The sequence below is a fragment of the Natrialba sp. SSL1 genome, assembly GCF_001861355.1.
In the GTDB taxonomy this organism is placed as follows: domain Archaea; phylum Halobacteriota; class Halobacteria; order Halobacteriales; family Natrialbaceae; genus Natrialba.
Map to the genome: position 1 here is coordinate 118,652 of NZ_MASN01000029.1, position 24,398 is coordinate 143,049.

The following is a 24,398-nucleotide window of genomic DNA, read 5'->3' on the forward strand; positions in this document are numbered from 1 at the left end:
CCGAGAACAATGATCCACCGCGTGACGCGACGACTTACTCGAGTTCGTCCTCGATCGTCGAGCGCAGATCGCGAATTTCGGTTGCGTCGACCGTGATCGTCTCGTCGCCGACGGTCAGCGAGAGGGTGCCGTCGGCAGTCGCCGAGCCAAGCGAGACAACCGGCGCAACGTCGTCGAACGCATCGCGGACGGCCGCAGGCGATTCGGTCTGAATCACTGCGCGGCCGGGCTGTTCGTGGAACAGTGCGCCCGCGAGGTCGCTCACGTCCGGAATCGAGATGTCGAGACCCGCATCGTCGGTGACCATCTCTGCGAGTGCACCCACGAGCCCGCCGTGGCTCACGTCGTGCACCGCGAGCGTCGCCTCGTCGTCTGCGACAGACGCGAGCGTGCTGACCAGCTCGGCTGCCTGCTCGTCCGATGGAAGTACGGGGAACTGATCGCTGCCGTCGAACTGTGCGAGGTACTCCGAACCGCCCAGTGCGAACGCGTCGGACTCGAGTGCGAGGTCGCCGACGAGGAGGAGTTCACTGTCACCCTCCGCTGTAGGCTGGACCTCGAGCGGCGGCGCGTCGTAGCCCGTCTTCGTGCCGACCATCGCAAGCGTCGGCGTCGGTGGGATCGGGCCGGCGACGGAGTCGTTGTACAGCGAGACGTTGCCGCCAACGACGGGCGTCGAGAGCGTCTCACACATGTCGGCGAGCCCGTCGACGATGCCCGTGAAGCCACCGTAGACCTCCGGCTTCTCCGGGTTGCCGCCGTTGAGGCAGTCGACTGCCGCGAGGGGGGTCGCGCCCTTGGCCGCGATATTCGTCGCGTTCTCGAGTGCAATCGCGCGCGCGCCGTCGTACGGTGCGGTGGTCGTCCAGTTCGGGGCCGCGCCGGCGGAGATAGCGAGTCCGGTGTTGGCCTCTCGAACGGCGACAATAGCTGCGTCGTCGCCCGGCCCGACGCTCGTCCGCACGCCGACTTCGTGGTCGTACTGGCGGTAGACCCAGCGCTTCGAGGCCGTGTTCGGGCTGGAGACGACCGCATCGAAGGCCGCAGAAAGGTCGGCGTCCGGCAGGTCGGTCTCGGGTTCCGTGGGGTCGTTCGCCGGCAGATCGTTCATCGGCGCACCCTCACCCAGGAAGTACGCGTCAACGTCGACGACCGTCTCTCCCTCGAAGGTACAGGTGTAGTTCTCCGCCGTGACCTCGCCGATAACCGAACAGCCCAGATCGAAGCGGTCTGCGATTTCCGCGACGCGGTCGACGTTCTCGGGCTCGACCTCGTAGCACATCCGCTCCTGGGACTCGGCGAGCAGGATCTCGAGTGCCGACATATTTGGCTCGCGCTGGTGGACACGTTCCAGTTCGATCGCTGCGCCGAGGCCGCCCTTGGCGACGAGTTCGCTCGAGGCACCGCCCAGGCCGGCAGCGCCGAGGTCGCGTGCGGACTCGATCAGGCCTTCGTCGACGAGTTGCTCGTTGGCCTCGATGAGCAGTTTCTCGGCGTAGGGGTCGCCGACCTGAACGGCGGGTCGGTCTTCAGTTTCGGCGTCCTCGGCCAGGTCCTCACTGGCGAAGCTCGCGCCGCCGAGACCGTCGCGGCCGGTCGCGTTGCCGACGAGGACGAGTTTGTTACCGGGCTCCTGGGCTTCGGCGGTGACGAGTCGCTCCTCGTTCGTCAGGCCGACGCAGGCGACGTTCACCAGCGGGTTGCCCTCGTAGTCGGGATGGAAGTCGACGCTGCCCGCGACCGTCGGGACGCCGATACAGTTGCCGTAGTGACTGATCCCTTCCACGACGCCCTCGAACAGGTACTTCGAGTGTTCGCGGTCGAACTCGCCGAAGTACAGCGAGTCCGCGAGCGCGATAGGGTAGGCACCCATCGAGAGGGTGTCCCGGACGATGCCGCCGACGCCGGTCGCAGCGCCATCGAACGGGTCGACGTAGGAGGGATGGTTGTGGCTCTCGATGCCCATCGTGATGTACGTCTGTGAGTCGTCTCCGTTCGTGTCCGCGTCCATGTCCGTCCCCTCGTCTTCGCTCTCGGGCAACGCGACGACTGCCGCGTCGTCGCCCGGACCGATGACGACCTGGTCACCTTCGCTCTCGAACGCCGACAGCAACGGTCTCGAGGAGCGGTACGCGCAGTGTTCGCTCCAGAGGTTCTCGAACAGCGCCGCCTCCGCCGGGGTCGGCTCTCGACCCAGTTCCTCGACGACGAGTTCGTGATCCGAATCGGCAAGGCTCATTCACCTAGGTGATGAAAGTGCGGTGGTAAATGGGTTTCCATATCCACGTTCGTGTATATCGGAAGCGGCTACGGTCGTGACCGTGACAGCGCGCGGACCGAGGCGCTTTTGATCAATCGCCGTGAACACAGAGGCGTGCTGTCGGTCGAACTCCACGCCCACTCGGCGCTGTCGTACGACGGCCGTGATCCGGTCGAACTCATCTTAGAGCAGGCCGACGCCGTCGGGCTCGACGCGATCGCCGTGACGGACCACGACGAGATCGACGCGAGTCTCGCGGCCGCCGAGCGCGCGCCCGACTACGGACTGGTCGGCATCCCCGCCATGGAAATCTCGAGCAAAGCCGGCCACATCCTCGGCTTCGGACTCGAGGAGGCCGTCCCGCCGGGTCTCTCCTACGAAACGACACTCGAGGAGATCCGCTCACAGGGCGGTCTCGCCGTGATCCCCCATCCCTTCCAGGAGTCTCGACACGGCGTCATGGCTCGCATCTCACGCGAGCAACTCGCGATGGGTGACGCTATCGAGGTCTACAACTCCCGGCTGCTGACCGGCCGCGCCAACCGCCAGGCCGAACGGTACGCCGAATCTCGAAATCTCCCGATGACCGCGGGCAGCGACGCCCACATCAGCGAGATGGTCGGCCAGGCCGTCACCCGCGTCGACGCCGACGACCGCTCCGCCGACGCCATCCTGCAGGCGATTCGAGAGGGTCGAACCACCGTCGAAGGCAAACGAACGCCGTGGCACATTAGCTTTCGCCAGGCCGCTGGCGGCGTCTCACGACGGGTCCGAAACGGCGTTCTGGGGCTATTTCAATGATGCAGGACGAGTCTGGGTCGTCGGCCGCCTCCGCCTCAACACCCCCACTCCGCGGAACCGACCCCGACACAGTCCGAGCCACACTCGAGTCCGGCGAGCCACTGCCCGGCACGACCGGCTTCGCTGGCGTCGTCGACATCGACGGCCGAGACCACCTCGTTCGCGACGTTCTGGGCCGCGTGCCGCTGTTCGTCGAGCGCGATCAGCCCCCGACTGACGCGTGGGCGTACACTCCCGAGGAACTCGCCGACCCCATTGCGTTTCCCGCCGGAGCCGTCGCCACCCCTGACGACAGTGCATCGCAACAGCGGTGGACCATCCCGGACCCCGACCCGATCGAGGATTTCGATGCAGCGCGAGCCGTACTCGAATCCGCCATCGAGACGGCAACCACCGAGGCCGCTGCAACGGACGCGGCTATCGCGGTCGCCTTTTCGGGCGGCGTCGACTCCGCGCTCGTCGCCGAACTGCTCGACGCGCCGCTGTACGTCGTCGGCTTCCCGGATAGCCACGACGTCGAGGCAGCCCGCAGCGCCGCAGCGGCGATGGGCCGCGAACTAACCGTGGTCGAACTCGAGCCGGCCGATCTCGAGCGCGCCGTTCCCGAAATCGCGCGCGCGACCGGGCGCACGAACGCGATGGATATTCAGATCGCGCTGCCGTTGTACCTGGTCGGCGAACGCGTCGCCGCCGACGGGTTCGACGCGCTCGCGGTTGGGCAGGGTGCGGACGAACTGTTCGGCGGCTACGAGAAGGTAGTCAGGCTCGACCACCGCGTCGAGGCCGAGACGACCCGTGGAGCCGTCCGCGAGCAGATTCGAAGCCTCTCCGAGCAGCTCCCACGGGACGTGCGTGCTATCGAGGCTGCCGGCCTCGAGCCGGTTGCACCGCTGTTACACGACGAGGTCGTCGACGCGGCGCTCCGCTTGCCAGACGAGCTGCTCGCCGATGAGGAGACGCGAAAGCGCGGCTTCCGGCAGGTGGCGGCCGAGTATCTGCCGGAGGCGATCGCGGTGCGGGACAAAAAAGCAGTGCAGTACGGCAGTCTCGTCGCACGCGAACTCGACCGGCTGGCCCGCCAGGCGGGCTACAAGCGCCGAATGGACGACCACGTGACGAAGTACGTGGACTCGCTGCTCGAGGACGAGTAGCCGGGCAGCCGCTACCCACTTAGGACGGTAACGGACACAGACTCGCCGTAAAGACCACCGTCTCGTCGGTCTCGTTTTTCGCTCCGTGAGCGACGCCGCGTTCGTGGAGCACAGTTCCAGGTGCCTCGATCTGTTCGTGCTCGTCGTCCTGAATCACCGTCACCGTCCCCTCGAGAACGTGAAAGACGTTCGTGCTGTCGCCGTGTTCGTGCGCCTCGAGTTCAGCGCCGGGGCCGAGCGCGAACGCCTTCACCAGCACGTCGTCGGTGACGACGAGTTCGGTGGACTCGAGTTCCCCCTCGTCTGGATCGAGTGCTGCCAGTGCGTCGTCGTAGCGATCGAGTGATGTCGGAGCCATAGCTCTCTGGGAGCTGATTCGTACGCTGAACAAATAAAACGAAACGACAGCCAACAACCTGTTGGCAGCGCAGTAGGGTACTCTGTCAGTCTTCGAGTTCCGTCGGCAGCTTATCGGCTGGGTCGTCCGACGTGTTCGCGTCGACAGTTCGGCGGTTCGTCTCGCCGATCCGGTCTGCGATGTTGGCGACGACCTCCTCGACGGCCTCCTGTACCGGGCTGTCGTCGTCCTTGACGAGTGCACCTTCACTTCCCTCTGCGCCGAAGTCAGGGTGGATTGGGATCTGGCCAATCATCGGCACGTCGTACTTGTCGACGATGGATTCTGCGCCATCGGTGCCGAATAGGCCGTGCTGGTCGCCACAGCTCGGACAGACGAACGAACTCATGTTCTCGACGACGCCCAGCACCGGCGTGTCGTGCTTGTTGAACATCTGAATTCCCTTCCGGGTGTCCTCCAGGGCCATCTCCTGTGGCGTCGTGACGACGACGGATCCCGTGACCGGCATCGACTGCAGCAGATTCAGCGTCGCGTCACCGGTGCCCGGCGGCAGGTCGACGATGAGGTAGTCCAGCCGACCCCACTCGACGCCCTCTAAGAACTTCAGCATGAACTTGTTGACCATCGGACCGCGGAGAATCGCCGGGTCGTCCTCCTCTTCCATCATGAAGCCCATACTGATAACGCGGACACCGTCGGATCGCGGTGGAACGATGTCTTCGCTCGGCGTCACGCCGGGTTCGCTCTCGACCGGCAGAATCTTCGGGATGTTCGGCCCGTGAATGTCGGCGTCGAGCAGTCCGACCATCGCGCCGCGTTTCTCGAGTCCGGCCGCGAGGTTCGCAGCGACGGTCGTCTTCCCGACACCGCCCTTTCCGGAGGCGACGGCGATGACGTTGCGAACGCGGGGGAGGACCTCGTCGTCGAAGCCGTGTTCCGCACCGGCGTGCGCACGCAGGTCGGCCTCGAGACCGGCTTCGTCACAGACCTCTCGAATGCGGTTGCCAAGCTCCATTTCGGAGGGCGCGTACGGCGTGTTGAACGCGAGTGAGATGCGAGCGGTTTCGTCCTCGATGGTGACGTCGTTGACGAGTCCGAGCGAGATGATATCCTCGCCGATGTCCGGGTCCTCGATCCCCTCGAGCTTGATCTTGAGTTCGTGTTCTGTAATGCTCATACTGAGTCTGTGTGTTACCTAGCGTACGGTTGCGAAGCGGGATACGTGTGATGGTTCGGATGTGAAACGAGGTGCAGCACGTGACGATCCGCCCGGCTGTCACTGGTACAATGCGGTCGTGGAACGCCGTGAAGCAGAAGCGGAAGCGGAAGCGGATGGAACCGCAGTGACCCACAGAGCCAGCGATCCCGCTGTCAGCTGTGGTGTCGTCAAGAAATGGTGTGTCGTCATTGTCAATGCCGATTGCGGTTCGTGTGAACCGCATCGGTACCGGAGCCGGCATCGGCATCAGTACCAGTACCGGCACCGGGGCCGGTACCGGAACCGGCACTCGAGTGGTCCTTACGGACCGGGTGCCGCGAGTGGTTCCGGCAGGCCGCCGTAGAAGACGACGCCGATGATGACGGTCAGGATGAACATCCCGATCCACATCTGGGCCGTAATCCCGACGAGGTAGGAGACGCCGAGCAGGCCGGTCTTGCTATCGCGGGGCTGTCCGAGGAACCACGCTGCAACCATCACGTAGACGGGGACGAGAATGACCCCGAAGATAAGGTAGGTCCCGATGTTCGGGAAGCCCGTCACACCCTCGGTCCCATCGTAGCCGTGATAGAGGATGAACGAGAGCGCGGTGGTGAGCGCTGGAATCATGCTTCAACCTCCGGCTGCTCTGCACTTTCCTCTACCGGTTCGTGGTCGTGTTCGTGGCCGTGACCGTGGTCGCCACGAAGGTGTTCGACCGCGTGGAGCTCGACCACGGGGACGAGCTTCGACAGCACGAGGAAGAACAGCGTCACCATGCCGATCGTTCCGGCGATCGACAGCAGTTCGATTACGCTTGGGAAGTATTCTCCCGGCGAGCCGTCGTAGATGTTGAACGACGGATACCAGAAGCCAGAGAGGACGAAGTACGTCTTCTCGACCAGCGTCGCGGTCAGCACGAGCAGGCCAGCAGCGATCGCGCGGCCCTTACTGAACAACGACGGGCGGATCGTCTGTGCGAAGATGTACACAAGCACACCGAGCACCATTAGCATCGGACCGACGTACATTGGGTGCGAGAGCTTTGACGCAGTTGCGTACGAGTGGGTCGTCGTCGAGTGGAAGCTGCCCGTGGCGAGCTGCTGGAGCTGCAACCAGAGGAACAGCAGGCAGAAGAATCCAAGCCACAGGAGCAGGCCACGGAAGATGTCGTCAGTGATGATGTGGTCCCAGTCGTACGCGCGACGGAATGCGTAGGACAGGAGGATCACGCCACTGATTGCCGACGTGAGTGCGATGGTCAGGAACTGTGGTCCCTGAATGCCACCGAACCAGCTTGGGTAGTTCGGCAGGACGGCGAACAGCCACGGAATGACACCGCCGTGAAGCAGCAGTGGTGCCATGATGATGATCGCGAGTGCGACCCACCAGACCATCCGGTCGATGACCTTGTCTTCGGCCTTGGTGTAGCCGAGGGTCAGCACGTCGTAGACCGGTGCGAGAAGGTCTGGCAGCTGTTTTCCGCCCACGTTGGGCGAGAACGACGGCAGGTCATCACGCAGTCGTGCGATGTCGTATCGGAGCGTGAGTCCGAGATACGTCGCCGTCAGCACGAAGTAGGCCGTAATGACAGTAACGTCCCACACCAGTGGCGAGTTGTTGACCGTGATGTGGTAGTGACCGATGACGCTCGTGACCATGCGGTCCGGGCGGCCCATGTGCACCAGAATGTAGAATCCTGCCGCGGAGAGGCCGGCGAGCGTCAGCATCTCTGCGAGGCGGGCGACCGGCATGTATCGATCCATGCCGAGCAGTCGGACCGCAGCGGAGAGGATAATCCCGCCGTGTGCGATCCCGACCCACCAGATGAACGCGCCGATGTACAGTCCCCAGGTGACACCGCCACCGCTACCCCAGTCGGAGAGGCCGGTAACGGCCATCCCCTGCTGCAGCTGGTACATCCAGCCGACGAGGAAGGCACCGAGTGCCAGCGCCGCGATGGCGAACAGGAGGACGTACTTCTTCGTGAACGTATGCATCGGCCGCAGGATGTCGTCCTCAGACGGCGTCTTGGTGCTCATAAGGACACCCCAGCGTCACCGACCGTCATCTCGTCAAGGACGTCCTTGCGGTTGTCTGCGAGCGGCACGGAGCTACCGTCGGCGAGGTCGGCTTCCACGTCTTCGTAGGCAACCGGACCCTCGACCTGCTCTGCCTGCGGGCCTGGCTCGTTGCCCAGGTAGATGATGTTCGGGTTGGTACCCATGTCCTCGAGCAGTTGGAAGTTCGAGTCCGGTTCTCCGGCCTCGTTCACGAGAACGGTCTGTGCCGCGCTCTCGTCTGGACCGTCGAACTCCTCGTCCTCGTCCGGTTCGTCGGCGAGATCGAGTCCGACGAGGACCTCCTCGCTGTCGAGATCGAGACCGTGTGCTTCGAGTGCATCGAAGGCGTCGACGATGTTCTGCTCGTATTCGGTGTGGCTGGCGTCGCCCTCACCGAAGTCCTCGGAGACGATTTCGATCGCCTTCATGATTCGGAGCGTCTCCTCGTCGAGGTCTTCGGACGCTTCCAGAACGGACTCCAGGTCGTCGTCTGCGCCGTCGAGGTCGTCCTCGAGTGCGTCCGCCGACGGGACGCTCATGTCGATGTCGGAGAGTGCGCGACCACGGGCCGGGTTGTCGGCGTAGGTCTGCGGGTCACTGTTGTCGTCGAACATGTTGCCGAACTGGATCGCGTCCGGCGGACAGGCGTCCTCACAGGCGGTCGTTCCGACAGCGTCCTCGCCCATGCCGCCGTCCTGGCGGGTTGGGCACATCGTACACTTGCTCATGACGCCACGTGGGGCACGACTGTCGACCCAGCGACCGCGCTCGTCGCTCATGTGGTCGTGTGGGACATCGCTGTCGTGATCGTGGTCGCCCATTTCTTCCTGTGCCTGTGCCTCGATGTCTTCCGTGGTGATGTCAGGTTCGTCCCACTGGAAGTAGTTGACACCGTACGGACAGGCAACCTGGCAGTATCGGCAGCCGATACAGACGTCGTAGTCGGTCAGGACGAGGCCGTCGTTGTCACGCGTGTGACGCGCGGTCGTCGGACAGACCTTCTCACACGGTGCGTCGGTACAGTGCTGGCACGGTCGAACGAGTCGGTTGCGACTCGTGTCGACACCGTTGTCCTCGTAGTCGAGGACGTACATCCAGTTGACACCGCGGTCCAGGTTGTTCTCCTCTGCACAGGCCTCGACACAGGAGAGACAGCCGTCACAGCGCTCGAGATCGATCGCCATACCCCACTGAACGTCCTGCTCAGTGTCGTCGCCCTCCTGGGCGGCGGCGACGTTCGGCTCGCTCTCGCTGCCTCCTTCCGAGGCACCGAAGGCACCGAGACCGACGAAGGCTGCACCGGCACCCATCTTCTTCATCATGCCGCGGCGACTCTCTTCGCCGTCGCTGTCGACACTCTTCAGCATCTCGGCGAAGCCGCCAGCGTTCTTTTGGGCCTCTTCGTAGGCCTCCTCGGTTGGGCGGTCGTCGACGCCGAACTCCTCCATCACGTCGTCGTGATACTTCTCGTGGAAGTCGGCTTCGGAGAGTTCGCCCTTCGTGACGCGCATGGCGTCTTCGGCCATCTGCATCCCGAGGTCGCTGTCGTACTCGGTATCGTCGAGCATCGTCTCGAGCTCATTTTCCCACTCTTGACCGAGTGGATGGAACGATTCGTCTTCCGTACTCATCGCGTTAGAACACCTCTTGACATGCGGTTCCAGTCACAACGTGAGTACGCAACGGCACCCACTTGAATACGTTCATTTGCGGTTCCTCTAAAGCGCACTCACCGCTACTAATCGAAGAAAGACACAGTCGATTTCCACACCGTGGGAATGGGTGCGAACAGGTTCGGGTGTATAAATGAGATCTCAGCTCTGAACGAGTTGGTCCTCGAGCGGAGACTCGGGATCGGTATCGGGTACGCGGTCGAGGAATTGCTTGATGATCGCCTCCTCCGCACGGTGAAGCGTTTCACTGCACGTTGATTTCGCAATTCCCAGATGGTCGGCGAGTTCAGTTAACGAACTTCGGCGCGGCGTATCGTAGTATCCCTGCTCGACGGCAGCAGTGAGCACCTCAAACTGGCGATCCGAGAGGAGTTGGCTGTCGTGAAGCTGCTCGGTGACAGTCTCGATGCGATATTGCAGTCCGAGCCGTTCGAACTGCGCCGCGAGTTCACCCAGTCGTTCGCGCGACCCGGTCACCTCGACCGTCGCGCGTCCGTCCTGAATCGTCACCGGCAACTCGATCGGCATCCCGGAATTCCGCGAGGAGAACAGCAACAACGGTTTCGTCGTCTCGAAGTGCACCGTCGCTTCCCCGTCGCTTCGCTGTGTGAGCGTCACCTCCGTTAGCTGAGGGTGGTCGTTCATCGTCTCGAGTACCTGCTCGACGTTCGACCCGGTAATCTGGACGAGGGCAAAGCCGGTGTTTGCACCAGGAACCGCGGCGAGCACCCGGAACGTCGCGTCCGGGTTCGCCGTCGACACCTGCTGAATCCAGACGTGGTCGGGCAGCGTGATAGTGAGGGTTGCCTGCGCCATGGCAATCGTTCACTCAAGTGTTGGGACTGGACAACCAATAGGCTCCGTCACATTCCTACCGCGTGGGAATGACTGATCTGACCAGTCAAGACGGCGAAGTTCACCGAGGGAGTCCAGACCCAAGACGGTCATAGCTATCGTGTAGATTCACTCCCGAGAACCGCAACCACTGCCTCACGACGAACAGTGCGCTACCAACTCCTCGGCAACCAGCGCTGGCCGCTCGTGTTGAACCCAGTGGCTCGCTCCCGAGACCTGCACGAACCGGCTTCGGACACACTGTGCGACACTTCTGTGAGCGAGATCCATCGTCAACGCAGCATCCTCGTCACCCCAGATGAGAAGCGTCGGCGTCTCGAGTTGGTCGTCGGCCGCGGGCATCGAGGTTCCGAGTCTGACCGGCGGGTACCGACCACTCGCCCGATACCAGTTGAGCATGCCGGTGAGCGCATCCGGCTGTCGCCAGGCGTGACGGTACAGCGCCAGCTCCGCCGACGAAAACGTCCCAGTCGGCGCAGTCTCCGTCAACGCCCGCTCGAGTCGATCGTACCCCTTCGCCCCGAGCAGCCGTTCTGGAAGCCGGGGGAGCTGGAATAGGTACGCATACCAGCTCCGGCCCTGTTGTTCGAGCGACGAGCGCAACACACGCTGAAACACTGTTGGATGCGGCGCGTTGATGACCGCCAGTCGGTCGACCACGTCGGGATAGCGGGTGGCGAGATCCCACGCGACGATGCCGCCCCAGTCGTGGCCGACGACGTGTGCGCGCTCGCGGCCTTCCGCGTCAATCAGGTCGACGATATCCCGTGTCAGGTATCGCAGCCGGTATGCACCGACACCCGCGGGCTTCTCGCTGCGGTTGTAGCCCCGCTGGTCCGGCACCACGACACGGTAGCCTGCCTCAAGTAGCGGTTCGATCTGGTGTCGCCAGCCGTACCAGAACTCGGGGAAGCCGTGAAGCAAGACGACCAGTGGGCCCGACTCGTCGCCACCGGCAACCATGTGGAGACGAACTGTTGAGAGATCCAGGGTACTCGAGTCCACGCCGATCTCGGGACAGGCTGCTGCGTCGGGGGCGGTTGCGTCGTCAGCGAGTGGCAGGGAGGGCACTAGAGGTGTCTGTCTCGGCCCAGCCCTGTAAGTCAAACTGGGAGCGAACATATTCGCCCATATTCTTTCGCCTCAGGAATCATCGCTGGAGGTGACAGGCTAGGTCGTGTGTGTATAACTGAGGAGGAAGGCCAATGCCCCAGACCACGATACTCACCAACCGACGACAGTTCGTTCAGGGAATCGGCGCAGCCGGGGCGATCGCCGTTGCTGGCTGTCTCGACGACAGCGTGTGGCGGCCCGACGCCTCCGATGCAGGACCGGCTGCTGCCGACCGAGAGGACGAGGACGAAAACGGGCACGAAGACGAGGAACTCCCACCAACAGAACCGCCCGACGTAGAACACATCGCAGCCGACCCGGCGGTCATTCCGCCACCAGTCGACTGGGACGAACCCCGGACGCACGAGTTGACACTCGAGTCGATCGAGGCAACGGTCGAGATCGAACCGGGCGTGACGATCGACCTAATGACCTACGAGGGCCAGATTCCGGGGCCGATGATCCGCGTCCGCGAGGGTGATACGGTCGAACTCACCTTCGAGGTGCCCGACGAGCACAACGTCGATGTCCACAACATCGACCTCCACGCGGTGTACGGACCGGGCGGCGGTGCCGAGGCGACGACGATTGCACCCGGTGACGAACCGGCCACGCTCACGTTCGCCGCGACGTACCCCGGCATCCACATCTACCACTGTGCGGTGCCGGCGATGGACCAGCACATCAGCCTGGGGATGTTCGGAGCGATTCTCGTCGAACCCGCGGATGGCCTCCCCGAGGTCGACCGCGAGTTCTACGTCGGCCAGCACGAACTCTACACCAACGGCGAGACCGGCGAAGAAGGCCACCACCAGTTCGACTTCGACGCCTCGGCGGACGAAGACCCGACCTACGTCCTGCTGAACGGAGAGGTCGGCGCGGTCAGTGACGACGGCCCACACGGCGCACCCGAGGCCGAGGTCGGCGAAACCGTTCGTATCTACTTCGCGAACGGTGGCCCCAACTTCACCAGTGCACTCCATCCGATCGGCAACGTCTGGTCGCGTTTCTACCGGGACGGCGACCTGCTCACGGAGCCCGCACAGAACGTCGAGACGACGCCGGTCGCACCCGGGACCAGCGTTGCAGGAGAGATGGAGATGGTCGTTCCCGGCCCGATCAAACTCGTCGACCACGCGCTCTCGCGGGTTGTCCACAAGGGCGCGCTCGGCGTCATCGAGGTCAGCGGTGACCCCGATCCGGAGATTTACGACGAGTCCTGATCAGCCCGGCTACCACACAGTCTTTTCTGGCGGCCAGCACCCTCAGCACAACCGCCTGCAACTACAACTACGTCCACACCCGCAAACACTCACTCGAACAGAAGTGCAAGTCAATCTCTTCCCCGTCGGTCCCTGCGTCGTGCGTCGTCAACGTGTACGCAACGTCTGGTTCTCGACAGTTGTCGCACTCGAGTACAGCAGCCATAGTCGGGTCGACCGGACAAACGGGCTTGAGTATGCACTCGTTAGCGATGCAGTCCCGCGAGCAGAACAGTCTGGCGCAGCGACGAACGACGGTAAATCTCTCGTTGAACGCGCTGTGATCGCAACGCGGACTACGCCGGTGCACCGCCCTCGGCTTCGAGCAGTTCGTGATACCGGTTGCGGATCGTCACTTCGGAGATGCTCGCGACCTCGCTGACGTCGTTCTGGGTCACCTTCTCGTTCGTGAGCAGCGCGCCGGCGTACACCGCTGCGGCCGCGAGTCCGACCGGGGACTTGCCGCTGTGGATGCCCGACTCTTTGGCCGTCTCGAGGAGCTGTCGAGCGCGACGCTCGGTCTCGTCGGAGAGGTCGAGATCGCTGGCAAAGCGCGGGACGTAGCTCACCGGGTCCGCGGGCTGAACTTCGAGGCCGAGTTCCCGAATCACGTACCGGTAGGTGCGCGCGATTTCGTCCTTCTCGACGCGGCTGACGCCCGCGATTTCGTCGAGGCTGCGCGGTGTGCCGGCCTGCCGGGCCGACGCGTACAGCGAGGCGGTCGAAACGCCCTCGATGGAGCGGCCCGGAAGCAGGTCCTCCTCGAGTGCCCGCCGATAGATGACGCTCGCGGTCTCGCGGACGTTGTCAGGGAGGCCGAGCGCGCTCGCCATGCGGTCGATTTCGCCGAGCGCCTGCTTCAGGTTGCGCTCCTTCGAGTCGCGGGTGCGAAAGCGCTCGTTCCAGGTGCGAAGCCGCTGCATCTTCTGGCGCTGGCGGCTCGAGAGCGACCGGCCGTAGGCGTCTTTGTCCTGCCAGCCGATGTTCGTCGAGAGCCCCTGGTCGTGCATCATGTTCGTCGTCGGGGCACCGACGCGGCTTTTTTCGTCCTTTTCGGCGGCGTCGAACGCGCGCCACTCGGGGCCGCGGTCGATCTCGCCTTCCTGGACGACGAGGCCGCAGTCAGCACAGACGGTTTCGGCGTGTTCCGCGTCGGACATGAGACGGCCGTCACACTCTGGGCACTGTTCTTGTTCTCGGTCTTGCTCCTGTTCCTGGTCTTGTGCTCGCTCCCGTTCCGCACCGCGTTCGCGCTGTCGCTGTCGTTCGTCTGTCTGCTCGTCCTGCTCGTCCGTCCGCTCGCTGGACTCCGCCCGCTCAGTCGTGCGTCGCTCGTCACTGTGCGTTCGAATACTGGAGTCAGTCATTGGTAGTGAAGCCAATCGAATCGTCGCTGAAAACGCCCTGTCAGTCACAGTATAACGCCCTGCCGCGACTTAAACACTGTGATCGTACGGATATTTGAACGCGTGCCTGCGAGCGTAATCACTGCTTCAGCCCGCCGTTTCAGACGGATCGCTGGCGTGTTTTGCCAGCCATCTCCCCGTCCGGCGATCAGCGCTACCGAACGACACCCGACCGTCTCAGTTGGGCCGCCCGATACTCAACACCGCCAGCACGCACCCGCAGCTGTCGCCGTATCGAAACGCTTACTCCCGACAGGGCGATTCGAACACGTATGAGCGACGACGCCGTCAACCCCGAGGCAGTCCGCCACGTTGCGGAGCTGGCCCGCGTCGACCTCGACGACGAGGAGGTCGAGGCGTTCACCGGCCAGTTCGCGGACATACTCGAGTACTTCGAAACCTTAGACGAGGTCCCGGAGGTCGAGCGCGAGGCTGCCCTGACGAACGTGATGCGCCCGGACGAGGAGCGCGACTCGCTGGACCGCGAGAAGGCGCTTCGGAACGCGCCGGAAACAGAGGACGGCTACTTCAAGGGGCCAAACGTCTCCTGAGCTGACTGTACATGGCTGATAATATCTTCATTTCGGACGAGCGAATCGAGGGCGACGGAAGCGCAGACGGCCCGCTCACGGGCCGCACCGTCGCCGTCAAGGACAACATCTCGACGAAGGGCGTCGCAACGACCTGCGGGTCGGCGATGCTCGAAGAGTACGTGCCGCCGTACGACGCGACGGTCATCTCGCGGCTCAAGGAAGCCGGTGCGACCATCGTCGGCAAGGCCAACATGGACGAGTTCGGCATGGGGTCGACCACCGAAACCTCGGCGTTCGGCCCGACGGATAACCCCGCTGCACCGGGTCACGTCCCGGGTGGCTCTTCGGGTGGCTCCGCCGCTGCCGTCGCCGCCGGCGAGGCCGACCTCGCGCTCGGCTCGGACACGGGTGGCTCGATCCGTTGTCCGGCCGCCTTCTGTGGCGTCGTCGGGATCAAGCCGACGTACGGTCTCGTCTCGCGCTACGGACTGGTCGCCTACGGCAACAGTCTCGAACAGATCGGTCCGTTCGGCGAGACCGTCGAGGACGCGGCCGCGCTGCTCGACGTCATCGCGGGACCGGATGAACGGGACGCAACGACGCGTGACGCTGCTCCCGAGGGTGAGAGCTACGCCGACGCCGCAACCGGCGACGTCGACGGCCTCACCATCGGTGTCCCCACCGAACTCCTCGAGGGTGCCGACGAGGATGTCGTCGACACCTTCTGGGACGCCATCGCAGACCTCGAAGACCAGGGCGCAGAGTACCACGAGGTCTCCCTGCCGTCCGTCGAACACGCTGTCGAGGCCTACTACGTGATCGCGATGTCCGAAGCCTCCTCGAACCTCGCCCGGTTCGACGGCGTCCGCTACGGGCCCGAGACCGAGGGCGAAGGCGATGCCGGGAGCAACTGGAACGAGACGTTCTCCCAGGTCCGCAAGGACGGCTTCGGCGACGAGGTCAAGCGCCGCATCCTCCTCGGCACTTACGCGCTCTCTGCGGGCTACCACGACAAGTACTACAAGAAGGCTCAGGACGCTCGCGCCTGGGTCAAGCAGGACTTCGACGAGGCGCTCTCGGAGGCCGACGTGCTCGCCTCGCCGACGATGCCGGTCACCCCGTTCGAGCAGGGCGAGAGTCTCGACGACCCGCTCCAGATGTACCTCGCCGACGCCAACACCGTCCCCGTGAACCTCGCAGATCTGCCCGCAATCTCGGTCCCGGCCGGCGAGAGCGACACCGACGGCCTCCCCGTCGGCCTCCAGCTGGTCGGCCCTGCCTTCGGTGAAGAGCGGTTGATTCGTGCGGCAAGTGCACTCGAGTGACATCCTCCCCGCCCTGAACAGTAGACGTCGAACCTAATTTGCGCCGACTCGTGGAGTATTTGAGAGCGTCGATTGCTGGGGCGATGTCGCTGGGACTGGTCACAGATCTCGTCTCTCCCTCGAAACCGGTCGTTGAACCGATCATTGGACTGTATACTTAAGCTCACAGCTGCTGACGGACGTGCTATGATCGGGGTTGGATCGACGCAGATCGTCGTCGCGTGTTTTGCGGGGACGATGATCGTCGTAAGTGCGATCGGGCTGCTAGAGCAGGCATTCTCACTGGAGACGGTTGCCGAACGCTACGGTCCGGCGATCGTCGTCGCGGGCTGGGTGCTGCTCGGAACGCTCGGAGTGGCGATGGCCGGGCAGTTGCTGGCCGGCGAGGTCGTCTCCGTCAGCGTGGCGTTTACCGGCTTCGCGGCGACGCTCGCCTGGGTGTTCGTCGAACAGAGCGTGACGCAGTCGCCCGAGAATCCGACGACGCCGCTCGGGCGCTGGCTACTGAGACGGCTCTCTCCGAGTTCAAACGAGTGAGAAACCGGGCGGCTGCTTGCTGTTTTCGTCCGCAGTTCAGTTGGTGCTGCCCGCTCGTTACTCCTCGTAGGCGAGGTTCATAATCCACTGCGAGAAGGCGTCGCTGTTCGGGTCGACCTCCTCCTCACCGATGAACGGCGAGAGCATGTCACCGGCCATCAACAGTGTAAAGTCCAGATCGCGTGCGGTCGGCGTGATGTAGTAGGTGTTGTGTCCGTTGTACACCGTATCCTCGCGGTTGACGAGGTCGTACTCGACGAGCGACTCGACGATTCGACTGCCCTTGCGTGAGGAGACGTCGAGTTCCTTCCAGAAGTCGCTCTGGTGGATACCGCCGGTCTCTCGAACGAGTTCGAGACCGGCCCGTTCGTCCTCCGTGAGCTCCGATTCGGCCGCAGAGACGCTCACGGCGACCACCCCTTCGTGCTCGTACTCGTCGCGACAGCCAGGTGTGCGTCCATGTGCGTATGAGAGGCAGGGAGCCGCTTAAATGTGCCTTTCGACGCCAGTGTCATTCGTTTCGACGAGTCCATTCTTCGAACGTGAACTCGGCCCCCGTCACGGATTCGGTTGGCCCGTTCGAGTCTGACCCGGACCCGAACACAAACTCGGATGCAGGCCCGGAGTCAGAGTCTGAGTCTGATTCAGGCACGGACCCGGGCACAGACTCGGACTTGGACTCGGACTGCGGTGCAAGCGTAACCGGTTGATACGCCGTCTCGCAGGGCGGACCGGGCGCGAACCAGTAGGTCGCACCGACGAGTCCGTTCGCCTCGTCCGAATCCGGGGCGAGCGCGAGCAGTGAGGACGACCGCGTGCCGTAGCCGTCGCCGTGGATACAGACGCCGAACTCGTGGTCGCCGAGGACAGTGCCGGCACGTGCGAGCCAATCGGGAGCGGATTCGTCCGCCTCGGCTGCGAGTTCGGTGCGAACCGCTCGTGCGTTCTCGGCCTGTGCGCTCGCAACCTCGGTCCGGAACGACGGCAGATCCACATCGTCGTCGACCGCGACGTTGACCACGACGTGGACGCCAGGATCGAACTCCGTCACCGAAAGCTCGCCGTCCCACTGGTAGCAGGCTGCGTCGTCTGCGTCCGCGACCACGAGCGAGAAGCCGTCGTACTCGGCAGCAGCCGTCGCGTCCTCGACGACCGCGGCAGCCTCGGTGACCGAGGGGGACTCGAGTACGTCCGCGACGAGCAGTCCCCGCGAACGGTCACCGGCGAGGTCGGCGTCGGTCCACTTGTTCGTGATGCCGACGAAAAGGCCGTGTTCGTTGAAGCCGATCCAGGTGCCGCCGGCCGCCGCATCTCGCGGGGCGACGACGAGCGGATCCTCACTGTAGATGGCGGGTGGCTGCGAATCGCGGTAGACGGCTTCGTCCCTATTCGCTGCGACAGCGACGGGCACGTCCTCGAAGACCTGCCAGGCGAGCATCAGTGTGCACACGGCTCATGATAGGAGTTTAATCGTCTTAAGTGGCAGTCCACCGCTGGCGCGCAGCGGTCACGGACGGACAACAAATACAGCCGCGCACTCCCGCTACTCGACTGACTTCGCCCGATTCTGAAAGTCGCCGCCGCACTCCGCACACGCTCCCGGATTCGTCTCAGCTTCGACGATTCGACCGCACTGGAGACACTCGTATTCCGATGTCAATTCCGAGGTATCGTCTTCGACATCTTGCCCGTGTGGCATACAGTAGCATTTGAATTCAGTGCATAAATATCGTCTGTGAGATGTTCCAACTGACATGTTTCGGCGACGGTCCACGCTACCGCTGCGCGTCCATCAAAATCACTGGGATCGCGTCATGTCGATGCCGACCTCGAGCAACCGCTCGCGAGCCACCGCTCGGTCGACCGTTCCCGAGTGCGTCCGCGGGAGTGCATCGACCACGCCGATCGTCTTCGGACACTTGAATCCCGCCAGATTGTCGTCGCAGTGAGCGCGAACGGACTCGAGTAGGTCCGAATCCGAGTCTGCATCCGTGTCGATGCCCGAATCCGAGTCCAATTTAGACCCGCTCGCCTCGACGGGCACGACCAGCGCGCTCACGCGCTCGCCCCAGTCTGGGTCCTCGAGGCCGACGACGGCGGCTGCCTCGACGGCCGGGTGAGCGCACAAGACGTCGATCACCTCACCGGGGTCGACGTTCTCGCCGCCGGTGACGATGCGGTCGCTCCGTCGGTTGAGTATCCACAGTCGGCCTCCCTCGTCCCGGTAGCCCACGTCGCCGGTCCGAAGGCCGCGGTCGCAGAACGCGTCCGCCGTGCGCGCCTCGTCGAGGTAGCCGGGCGTCACAGTTGGCCCGGAGACGACGATTTCGCCTGCCTCGCCGGCTGGTACTGGCTCGCCGTCGTCACCCACAATCGACACGTCGGTGACGACGAGCGGCTGGCCGACCGTCCCCTCGTATCGCGCTGCCTCCGCCGGCGTCGCGGTCGTAATCTGGGAGGACGTCTCCGTCATGCCGTAGGTCGGGTAGGCCGGCACACCAGCGTCACGACAGCGCGCCAGAAACTCCGTCGACGCGGGCGCGCCACCGAGGAGAACGAACCGGAGCGCGTCGTCGGGTTCCCAGCCGGCGTCGAGCAGGCGCTTGCACATCGTGGGGACCAGCGAGACGCCCGAAATATCGTACTCGTCCAGCACGCGGGCTGTCTCGCGCTCGTCGAAGGTCCGCTGGATTACCGTCGTCGTCCCGTACAACGTCGATCGAATGACCGGCGCGATGCCGCCCATGTGATACATCGGGAGGCAACAGAGCCACCGATCCGAGGGCGCGATGCCCAGTCGGAACGCAGAGGCCGTCGCGCTCGCGACCAGATTGCCGACCGTCACCTGGACGATCTTCGGCTCGCCGGAGGTCCCCGACGTGAACATGAGCAGTTGGACGTGGTCGGACTCGAGTGCGACTGGGTCGACGCCCCGTTCAGCGCCCGGTTCGGCGGCGGTTTCTGTGCCGGTTTCGTGGCTGGCGTCCAGACCAACAGTTGACGAGAGTGAGGAGAGCGACACGACGCGCTCACCCTCACTCGTCGGCTCGTCGACCGAGTAAACCGGAACGGCGCCATTGCCGGTTGCACAATTCACCGCGACCGCTTCGGTATCGCGCTCACAGAGCAACACGTCGAGGTCGAGTCGGTCCACCTTCAGGGTCAACTCACTCGTCGTCTCACGAACGTTCAACGGCGCAACCGTCACTCCGAGCCGCATTGCGGCGAAAAATAGCGTTGCGAAGGCGGGTCGGGTGTCCATCAGAACCCCAATGCGGTCGCCGCGATCGATGGCGGAGTCGGACTCGAGTACCCCCGCGAGTCGATCCGCCCGCCGGTCGAACTCGGCGTAGGTCCATTTGGTGTCGGTCTCGATGTCGATCAGTGCGGTCTGCTGGGGCGTTGCGGCCGCGCGATGGGAAAGGAGGTCTCGTGTCGGCCATTCGTGCGTGCCGATCATTCGTGCCACACCCCCTCGATGCCGAGCCCCTTCGCCTGCGGGACGACGGCAGCACCGTTCTCGAGCAGAACGGGGTCGCGTCCCAGATCATCGGCGAGCAGGTCCCCCGTCGCGAGACCGCACGCGGGGAGGTTCGGGATGGCCGCGGCGAGGTGGACGGCGCCGGTCCGGGCGACAACGCCGTCGATCGTCGTCGTCACGAGCGGTCTGACTCCGAGTTCCGTCACCCAGGCGGCGATCTTGCGCGCGATGTCGATTCCGCCGAGTGCCATCGGCTTCAGGACGAGCACGTCGGCGGCCTGTGCCTCACAAATCGCGTCGACACCGTGCTCGAGTAGACCCTCGTCGATCGCGATGGAGAGCTCGCCCGCCGCGCGCTCGCGAAGATCGGCGTGGCCCTCGAGTGCCCCCGCCGGCAGCGGCTGCTCCACGATGGATACGCCGAACTCGCCGTCGACGAATGCGTCGATCGCCTGTGCGGCCTCATCGAACGTCCACGCCTCGTTCGCGTCGACGCGCAACTCGACCTCGGGGCCGACGACCTCGCGGGTTCGCCGAATCCGTTCGATGTCCGCCGAGACGGGACGGCGACCGACTTTGAGTTTACAGCAGTCGAAGCCGCGCTGGACGGCGCTTGCGGTCCGGTGTGCCGTCTCCCTGGGATCGCCGTCACCGATCGTCGCGTTCACCGGCACGCGGCCGACCATCGGCCCCTGCCCGATGTACCGATACAGCGGCGTCGCCTCGCCCGTCGCTCGGCAGTCCGTGATCGCCAGCGAAACGCCGTGTCTGGCCGCCGCAGTGCCCGCGGCTTCTTCGAGTGCATCCTCCAGATTCCCGCCATCGCGAAGTGCCCGACTGGCGCGCTCGAGTGCATCCTTACAGTCAGCAACCGGCTCCGTCCAGCCCGAAAGCGGCGTCGCCTCGCCGTAGCCAACCGTTGCGTCGCCGCCCGTTCGATCGACGAGTCGGAGCAGAAAGCCCTCGCGCGCATCGATCGAGCCTGACGCCGTCTCGAGTGGCTCTCTGAGTGGGAGCGAAAACCGTCGGTACTCGAGTTCGAACCGTGGGGCGTCGCCACCGGACACTTAGATCACCAGCCCTGCGGCGAACAGCGCCGCGTACAGTGCGAGCAGTTTGCCGGTCGCCTCGAGCGCCGGATTGAGCGCCTCGCCGTCGGTTCTGGTCCAGATCGTCTGTGCGGTGATGACGGCATAGGGAATCGTGGCGAGCGGGAGCAGGACGCTCACTGGGAACCCCTCGCCGAGCCAGAGCCAGACGGGGACGAGGTACGCGAGCGCGAGCATAGCGGTGTACTCGATGCGACTCCCGCGATACCCGATGCGGACCGCGAGCGTTCGTTTGCCGGTCTCGGCGTCGGTCTCGAGGTCGCGGACGTTGTTGACGATGATGATCGCTGTCGAGAGCGCGGCGACGGGGAGACTAACGAGGAACGCGTCCCAGGTAATCGTGCCGGCGGGAATCGTCGTGATGAACGACTCGACCGCCGCGGCGGCCTGCACGTAGTAGGTGCCGACGACGGCGACGATACCGAAGAAGACGAACACGAAGAGATCACCGAGCCCGTGGTAGCCGAGCGGGTAGGGGCCGCCGGTGTAGGCCCAGCCGCAGAAGACGCTCACGAGGCCGATAACGAGAATCGGGAGGCCGCCGATGTAGACGAGATAGGTTCCAGAGAGAATCGCCAGGGCGAACGTCACGGCGGTCGCGAGTTTGACCTGTTCAGGAGGGATGATTCCCGCCTGCGTGACGCGGGTGAACCCCTCCCGGTCGTCGGTGTCTGCGCCCTTGATCGCGTCGTAGTAGTCGTTCGCGAAGTTCGTCCCGATCTGGATCAACGCAGCGCCGACGAACGCCATCAGCGCCGGCCCGGGTGCGAAAACGCCGTCGTGGACCGCGAGACCCACGGCGACGATGATCGGGGCTGCGGCCGCGGGCAAGGTCTGGGGGCGGGCGGCCAACAGCCACGCCTTCGTCCGCGACATATCGACCTCAGCCGTACTCATGCGTCGAGTGTCCGACTCGAAAGAGTGTCAACGTTGGCATTGCAGCCGACCTCGTGGGAGTGGCGCATACCGTGATTGTCGGCCGCGACACTGCTCAACACGTCAACTCCGTCAGTCGCGGCGTCTCGCAACCGCCGCGAACGCAAGTGCGGCCAGTACACTGCCGAGTGCCGTGACAGCAGTGAATCCGGGAACGCCGTCTGCCAGACTCTCATCCGAGTCCGAGTCCGAGTCCGCGTCCGACGCAGCTGCCGAGCCGTCGATCTGCACGTGTGCGTCACGGTCGAACGTCCCCTGCGGATAATCGCTGATCAGAATCGCTTCCGAATCGGCGATCTCGATCGTCTCGTTGCCACTCGGCGCGTCCGACGCAACCTCGAACGTAATCGTCGCCATCGGCTCCGTTGTCTTCGCACCGTCACCCGACGGCTCGCGCTCCTGCTCGAGCGTCAGCGTCCCCGCATCCTCATCGATTGCCTCAGAGCCGTGTATCTCAACGTCCGAATCGCCGTCGGCCAGCATCCGCTCGTGCTCGATATCGGCGACCGTGAAGATTGCAGCGTCGTACTCGAGTGTCACCGCCAGTTCGTCGACGCCGTCACCCACGAGGTCGCCGTGGGTACTCGCGACGAGTTCGAGTTCGAGGGAGTCGCCGGCGGCGGCTTCGGTGTCCTCCGGATCGAACCAGAAGCTGGCGATGTTGTCGCCGGCACCGACGGGTGCGGGGACGAACGCGACGGCGACGAGCGCGAGACAGCACGCGCCGACGAGTGTGGCGACTCGAAGTCTGCGCCGTTTGTCATTGTCGTTGTCGTCGTCGCCGTCGCCGTCAGTCACTGCACTCGAGTGTGGCACCGTCATTGCTCTGGAACGGTGAACTCGATTGGGGGCATCTCGAGGAAGGCCGTGTCATACCCCTGGTGGCGCGCGACCTGCGGTGGTGAGTCGATCGTGACCGTCACTGAATCACCGGGTTCGATCTGTGTGTCGTCGATCACCAGTCCGTAGTGGATGCCGTACTCGCTATCGAGGGTTTCCGCGAGCGCCGCGTCGGGGCCAACGATGGTGTCGTCGTCGCGCTCGACGGTGACGCTGAGCGCGGCGTCGGCGAGTGGGACGCGGTTGTACGGCGTTCGCGGGGAGACAAGGAGGTACTGCCCAGCAGTAACGTCTCCCTCTCCGTCGTCAGCGAGCCGTTCCGCGTCCGCGGATCCGTCCTCGAACAGCGCTGCGAGGATCGCCGCGTCGTCGCTCCGCGGGAGCGAGTCGTGGTCGGTCGGAACGCCATCGGCACCAGACTCGTCGTCGGCGGTAGCGAGGATCGCGCCGTCGTACTCATCGATCCGGGGGAGAGCGGAGTAGGGGACGTGTGCGTGGTCGTCGTGGCCGTTGTGGCCGTTCTCACTGTCGTGATCGTGTTCATCCCCGTGGTCGTGTTCGTGGTCCCCGTCGTCGTGGCTGTCGTGATCGCCATGTTCGTGGTCGTCGTGTTCATCTTCGTGGGCATGGTCGTCGTGACCATCGTGGCCTCCATGCTCACCGTGATCACCGTGATCCATCGGCTCCAGCGCGCCACGGTCTCCCCACTCCGCTTCGTCGAGGTACTGGACGCCGCCGATAACCTCGTGGCGGAACTCGTCGTCGTACTCGAACTCGAAGGTCGCGCTCACGCGCTCGTCAAGTCGGTCCACAAGGTCGCCAGTCTTTCGGACTGAGACTGGTGGAATCGTGACTTCGACGGTGTACGTACCGTCTTCGGGAAGGGTGACGTTATCGCCGAAGTGAAAGCCCATCTCCTGGGAGATCATCGACCACGGCGAGACCGGCGACCCAACCTGCTCGTCGCCGTCGTAGACGCGAATCTGGACGCCGTCGTCGACTGGCAACACAGTCCCCGTCTGCTGATCCCAGAGCGTGAACATCATGTGGACGCCACGGCCGCTATCTGGGCTCTCGCGTTCGACGGCGTCCTCGCCGCTGCCAGCGATGGTCCAGAAATCGTGTGGGTACGAGAGCATCGGCCCGAGCATCATGTCGCCGGCTTCGATCGGATCGAGCATCCGCATGGCCTCGCGGTGGGTCGGGAGGTAGACCGCGTTCGGCGGGTCCTCTACCTCGATCGTCGGCCGGCCGTCGCCGTAGTCCTCGCCGGAACCGTTCTCGTCGCCGTTTTCGGCGTCCGGATCGTCTCCGTCCTCCTCATCGTCGTCACCGCTGAGACAGCCGGCGAGTGCGAGCACTCCCGTCGCTGCGCCCGTCTGGGCGACGAACGTTCGGCGGTCGATCTCGGTTTCGTCTGTGGTCCGCGTGAAGTCCTGCATGGTGTATCTGTCGTGTCTGTTGGTTCGTGTCTCGTGTCTCGCTTCTCGTCTTTCA

23 protein-coding genes are annotated in these 24,398 nt (G+C 64.3%); 6 read left to right on the forward strand and 17 right to left on the reverse strand.

Going from position 1 to position 24,398, the window contains the following annotated elements; genetic code table 11:
- Positions 1 to 34: 34 nt before the first annotated feature.
- A complete protein-coding gene (gene purL / locus BBD46_RS07745) occupies positions 35 to 2,239 on the reverse strand; it encodes a phosphoribosylformylglycinamidine synthase subunit PurL (RefSeq protein ID WP_071401153.1) in 2,205 nt (734 codons plus the stop codon).
- Positions 2,240 to 2,374: 135 nt separating this feature from the next.
- Here purL and BBD46_RS07750 point away from each other — a divergent pair, with 135 nt between their 5' ends.
- Both BBD46_RS07750 and BBD46_RS07755 read left to right on the forward strand, forming a co-directional pair.
- A complete protein-coding gene (locus BBD46_RS07750) occupies positions 2,375 to 3,061 on the forward strand; it encodes a PHP domain-containing protein (protein WP_071401154.1) in 687 nt (228 codons plus the stop codon).
- Positions 3,058 to 4,212 carry an asparagine synthase C-terminal domain-containing protein gene (locus BBD46_RS07755; RefSeq protein WP_071401155.1) on the forward strand — a complete coding sequence of 385 codons (1,155 nt, stop codon included), beginning with the start codon at positions 3,058 to 3,060 and terminating at the stop codon, positions 4,210 to 4,212. The genes BBD46_RS07750 and BBD46_RS07755 overlap by 4 nt, the downstream gene beginning before the upstream one ends.
- Before the next feature lie 19 nt (positions 4,213 to 4,231).
- On the opposite strand, the gene BBD46_RS07760 is transcribed toward BBD46_RS07755, so the two are convergent.
- The 7 genes from BBD46_RS07760 to BBD46_RS07790 all read right to left on the reverse strand — a co-directional run bounded on the left by BBD46_RS07760 (position 4,232) and on the right by BBD46_RS07790 (position 11,430).
- Positions 4,232 to 4,570, reverse strand: a complete 339-nt coding sequence (locus tag BBD46_RS07760) for a cupin domain-containing protein (RefSeq protein ID WP_071401156.1) — start codon at positions 4,568 to 4,570, stop codon at positions 4,232 to 4,234.
- Between the two features lie 85 nt (positions 4,571 to 4,655).
- Positions 4,656 to 5,747 carry a P-loop NTPase gene (locus tag BBD46_RS07765; protein ID WP_071401157.1) on the reverse strand — a complete coding sequence of 364 codons (1,092 nt, stop codon included), beginning with the start codon at positions 5,745 to 5,747 and terminating at the stop codon, positions 4,656 to 4,658.
- 342 nt (positions 5,748 to 6,089) lie between these two features.
- Positions 6,090 to 6,398 (reverse strand): hypothetical protein, encoded by a 309-nt coding sequence (locus tag BBD46_RS07770; RefSeq protein ID WP_006654926.1) that lies wholly within the window; start codon positions 6,396 to 6,398, stop codon positions 6,090 to 6,092.
- Positions 6,395 to 7,810 carry an NrfD/PsrC family molybdoenzyme membrane anchor subunit gene (nrfD, locus tag BBD46_RS07775; protein ID WP_071401158.1) on the reverse strand — a complete coding sequence of 472 codons (1,416 nt, stop codon included), beginning with the start codon at positions 7,808 to 7,810 and terminating at the stop codon, positions 6,395 to 6,397. Before nrfD ends, BBD46_RS07770 begins: the two co-directional genes overlap by 4 nt.
- Positions 7,807 to 9,462 (reverse strand): 4Fe-4S ferredoxin N-terminal domain-containing protein, encoded by a 1,656-nt coding sequence (locus BBD46_RS07780; protein ID WP_071401159.1) that lies wholly within the window; start codon positions 9,460 to 9,462, stop codon positions 7,807 to 7,809. Before BBD46_RS07780 ends, nrfD begins: the two co-directional genes overlap by 4 nt.
- Before the next feature lie 183 nt (positions 9,463 to 9,645).
- Positions 9,646 to 10,320, reverse strand: a complete 675-nt coding sequence (locus BBD46_RS07785) for a helix-turn-helix domain-containing protein (RefSeq protein WP_071401160.1) — start codon at positions 10,318 to 10,320, stop codon at positions 9,646 to 9,648.
- 174 nt (positions 10,321 to 10,494) lie between these two features.
- On the reverse strand, positions 10,495 to 11,430 hold the full coding sequence (locus BBD46_RS07790) for an alpha/beta fold hydrolase (protein ID WP_394326823.1): 936 nt from the start codon (positions 11,428 to 11,430) through the stop codon (positions 10,495 to 10,497).
- A 134-nt stretch (positions 11,431 to 11,564) separates the two neighbouring features.
- Between BBD46_RS07790 and nirK the strand changes: the two genes are divergently transcribed.
- On the forward strand, positions 11,565 to 12,695 hold the full coding sequence (gene nirK, locus BBD46_RS07795) for a copper-containing nitrite reductase (RefSeq protein WP_071401161.1): 1,131 nt from the start codon (positions 11,565 to 11,567) through the stop codon (positions 12,693 to 12,695).
- 335 nt (positions 12,696 to 13,030) lie between these two features.
- Here nirK and BBD46_RS07800 read toward each other — a convergent pair whose 3' ends face one another.
- The gene (locus BBD46_RS07800; protein ID WP_071401162.1) at positions 13,031 to 14,101 is read right to left on the reverse strand and encodes a transcription initiation factor IIB; all 1,071 of its coding nucleotides are present in this window, start codon (positions 14,099 to 14,101) and stop codon (positions 13,031 to 13,033) included.
- A 311-nt stretch (positions 14,102 to 14,412) separates the two neighbouring features.
- Between BBD46_RS07800 and gatC the strand changes: the two genes are divergently transcribed.
- From gatC to BBD46_RS07815, 3 genes are all read left to right on the forward strand, one after another.
- The gene (gene gatC, locus BBD46_RS07805; protein WP_071401163.1) at positions 14,413 to 14,691 is read left to right on the forward strand and encodes an Asp-tRNA(Asn)/Glu-tRNA(Gln) amidotransferase subunit GatC; all 279 of its coding nucleotides are present in this window, start codon (positions 14,413 to 14,415) and stop codon (positions 14,689 to 14,691) included.
- Positions 14,692 to 14,702: 11 nt separating this feature from the next.
- On the forward strand, positions 14,703 to 15,998 hold the full coding sequence (gene gatA, locus BBD46_RS07810) for an Asp-tRNA(Asn)/Glu-tRNA(Gln) amidotransferase subunit GatA (RefSeq protein ID WP_071401164.1): 1,296 nt from the start codon (positions 14,703 to 14,705) through the stop codon (positions 15,996 to 15,998).
- 186 nt (positions 15,999 to 16,184) lie between these two features.
- Positions 16,185 to 16,535 carry a hypothetical protein gene (locus tag BBD46_RS07815; protein ID WP_071401165.1) on the forward strand — a complete coding sequence of 117 codons (351 nt, stop codon included), beginning with the start codon at positions 16,185 to 16,187 and terminating at the stop codon, positions 16,533 to 16,535.
- A gap of 57 nt (positions 16,536 to 16,592) precedes the next feature.
- Here the strand turns inward: BBD46_RS07815 and BBD46_RS07820 are convergent, their stop codons facing one another.
- From BBD46_RS07820 to BBD46_RS07850, 8 genes are all read right to left on the reverse strand, one after another.
- Positions 16,593 to 16,943: a helix-turn-helix transcriptional regulator gene (locus BBD46_RS07820; protein ID WP_004267708.1), complete on the reverse strand. Its 351-nt coding sequence runs from the start codon at positions 16,941 to 16,943 to the stop codon at positions 16,593 to 16,595.
- 103 nt (positions 16,944 to 17,046) lie between these two features.
- The gene (locus BBD46_RS07825) at positions 17,047 to 17,985 is read right to left on the reverse strand and encodes an NRDE family protein (RefSeq protein ID WP_071401166.1); all 939 of its coding nucleotides are present in this window, start codon (positions 17,983 to 17,985) and stop codon (positions 17,047 to 17,049) included.
- A 93-nt stretch (positions 17,986 to 18,078) separates the two neighbouring features.
- Positions 18,079 to 18,234 carry a rubrerythrin-like domain-containing protein gene (locus BBD46_RS22160; RefSeq protein WP_139173543.1) on the reverse strand — a complete coding sequence of 52 codons (156 nt, stop codon included), beginning with the start codon at positions 18,232 to 18,234 and terminating at the stop codon, positions 18,079 to 18,081.
- 99 nt (positions 18,235 to 18,333) lie between these two features.
- Positions 18,334 to 19,995: a class I adenylate-forming enzyme family protein gene (locus tag BBD46_RS07830; protein WP_071401167.1), complete on the reverse strand. Its 1,662-nt coding sequence runs from the start codon at positions 19,993 to 19,995 to the stop codon at positions 18,334 to 18,336.
- The gene (locus BBD46_RS07835; RefSeq protein WP_071401168.1) at positions 19,992 to 21,083 is read right to left on the reverse strand and encodes a mandelate racemase/muconate lactonizing enzyme family protein; all 1,092 of its coding nucleotides are present in this window, start codon (positions 21,081 to 21,083) and stop codon (positions 19,992 to 19,994) included. The genes BBD46_RS07830 and BBD46_RS07835 overlap by 4 nt, the downstream gene beginning before the upstream one ends.
- Complete coding sequence (locus tag BBD46_RS07840; protein WP_071401169.1) at positions 21,084 to 22,022, reverse strand: 1,4-dihydroxy-2-naphthoate polyprenyltransferase; 939 nt, start codon at positions 22,020 to 22,022, stop codon at positions 21,084 to 21,086.
- A gap of 111 nt (positions 22,023 to 22,133) precedes the next feature.
- Positions 22,134 to 22,883, reverse strand: coding sequence for a cohesin domain-containing protein (locus BBD46_RS07845; RefSeq protein WP_071401170.1), 750 nt, complete (start codon positions 22,881 to 22,883; stop codon positions 22,134 to 22,136).
- Positions 22,880 to 24,343 carry a DUF7350 domain-containing protein gene (locus tag BBD46_RS07850; RefSeq protein ID WP_071401171.1) on the reverse strand — a complete coding sequence of 488 codons (1,464 nt, stop codon included), beginning with the start codon at positions 24,341 to 24,343 and terminating at the stop codon, positions 22,880 to 22,882. The genes BBD46_RS07845 and BBD46_RS07850 overlap by 4 nt, the downstream gene beginning before the upstream one ends.
- Positions 24,344 to 24,398: the final 55 nt, after the last annotated feature.

Coding starts and splice junctions, on each gene's coding strand:
- BBD46_RS07760 (WP_071401156.1), bottom strand. CDS start 4,570: ATGGCTCCGACATCACTCGATCGCTACGACGACGCACTGGCAGCACTC.
- BBD46_RS07830 (WP_071401167.1), bottom strand. CDS start 19,995: ATGATCGGCACGCACGAATGGCCGACACGAGACCTCCTTTCCCATCGC.
- BBD46_RS07780 (WP_071401159.1), bottom strand. CDS start 9,462: ATGAGTACGGAAGACGAATCGTTCCATCCACTCGGTCAAGAGTGGGAA.
- BBD46_RS07765 (WP_071401157.1), bottom strand. CDS start 5,747: ATGAGCATTACAGAACACGAACTCAAGATCAAGCTCGAGGGGATCGAG.
- BBD46_RS07800 (WP_071401162.1), bottom strand. CDS start 14,101: ATGACTGACTCCAGTATTCGAACGCACAGTGACGAGCGACGCACGACT.
- BBD46_RS07755 (WP_071401155.1), top strand. CDS start 3,058: ATGATGCAGGACGAGTCTGGGTCGTCGGCCGCCTCCGCCTCAACACCC.
- BBD46_RS07785 (WP_071401160.1), bottom strand. CDS start 10,320: ATGGCGCAGGCAACCCTCACTATCACGCTGCCCGACCACGTCTGGATT.
- BBD46_RS07770 (WP_006654926.1), bottom strand. CDS start 6,398: ATGATTCCAGCGCTCACCACCGCGCTCTCGTTCATCCTCTATCACGGC.
- gatC (WP_071401163.1), top strand. CDS start 14,413: ATGAGCGACGACGCCGTCAACCCCGAGGCAGTCCGCCACGTTGCGGAG.
- BBD46_RS07845 (WP_071401170.1), bottom strand. CDS start 22,883: ATGACGGTGCCACACTCGAGTGCAGTGACTGACGGCGACGGCGACGAC.
- nrfD (WP_071401158.1), bottom strand. CDS start 7,810: ATGAGCACCAAGACGCCGTCTGAGGACGACATCCTGCGGCCGATGCAT.
- nirK (WP_071401161.1), top strand. CDS start 11,565: ATGCCCCAGACCACGATACTCACCAACCGACGACAGTTCGTTCAGGGA.
- BBD46_RS07815 (WP_071401165.1), top strand. CDS start 16,185: ATGATCGGGGTTGGATCGACGCAGATCGTCGTCGCGTGTTTTGCGGGG.
- gatA (WP_071401164.1), top strand. CDS start 14,703: ATGGCTGATAATATCTTCATTTCGGACGAGCGAATCGAGGGCGACGGA.
- BBD46_RS22160 (WP_139173543.1), bottom strand. CDS start 18,234: ATGCCACACGGGCAAGATGTCGAAGACGATACCTCGGAATTGACATCG.
- purL (WP_071401153.1), bottom strand. CDS start 2,239: ATGAGCCTTGCCGATTCGGATCACGAACTCGTCGTCGAGGAACTGGGT.
- BBD46_RS07850 (WP_071401171.1), bottom strand. CDS start 24,343: ATGCAGGACTTCACGCGGACCACAGACGAAACCGAGATCGACCGCCGA.
- BBD46_RS07840 (WP_071401169.1), bottom strand. CDS start 22,022: ATGAGTACGGCTGAGGTCGATATGTCGCGGACGAAGGCGTGGCTGTTG.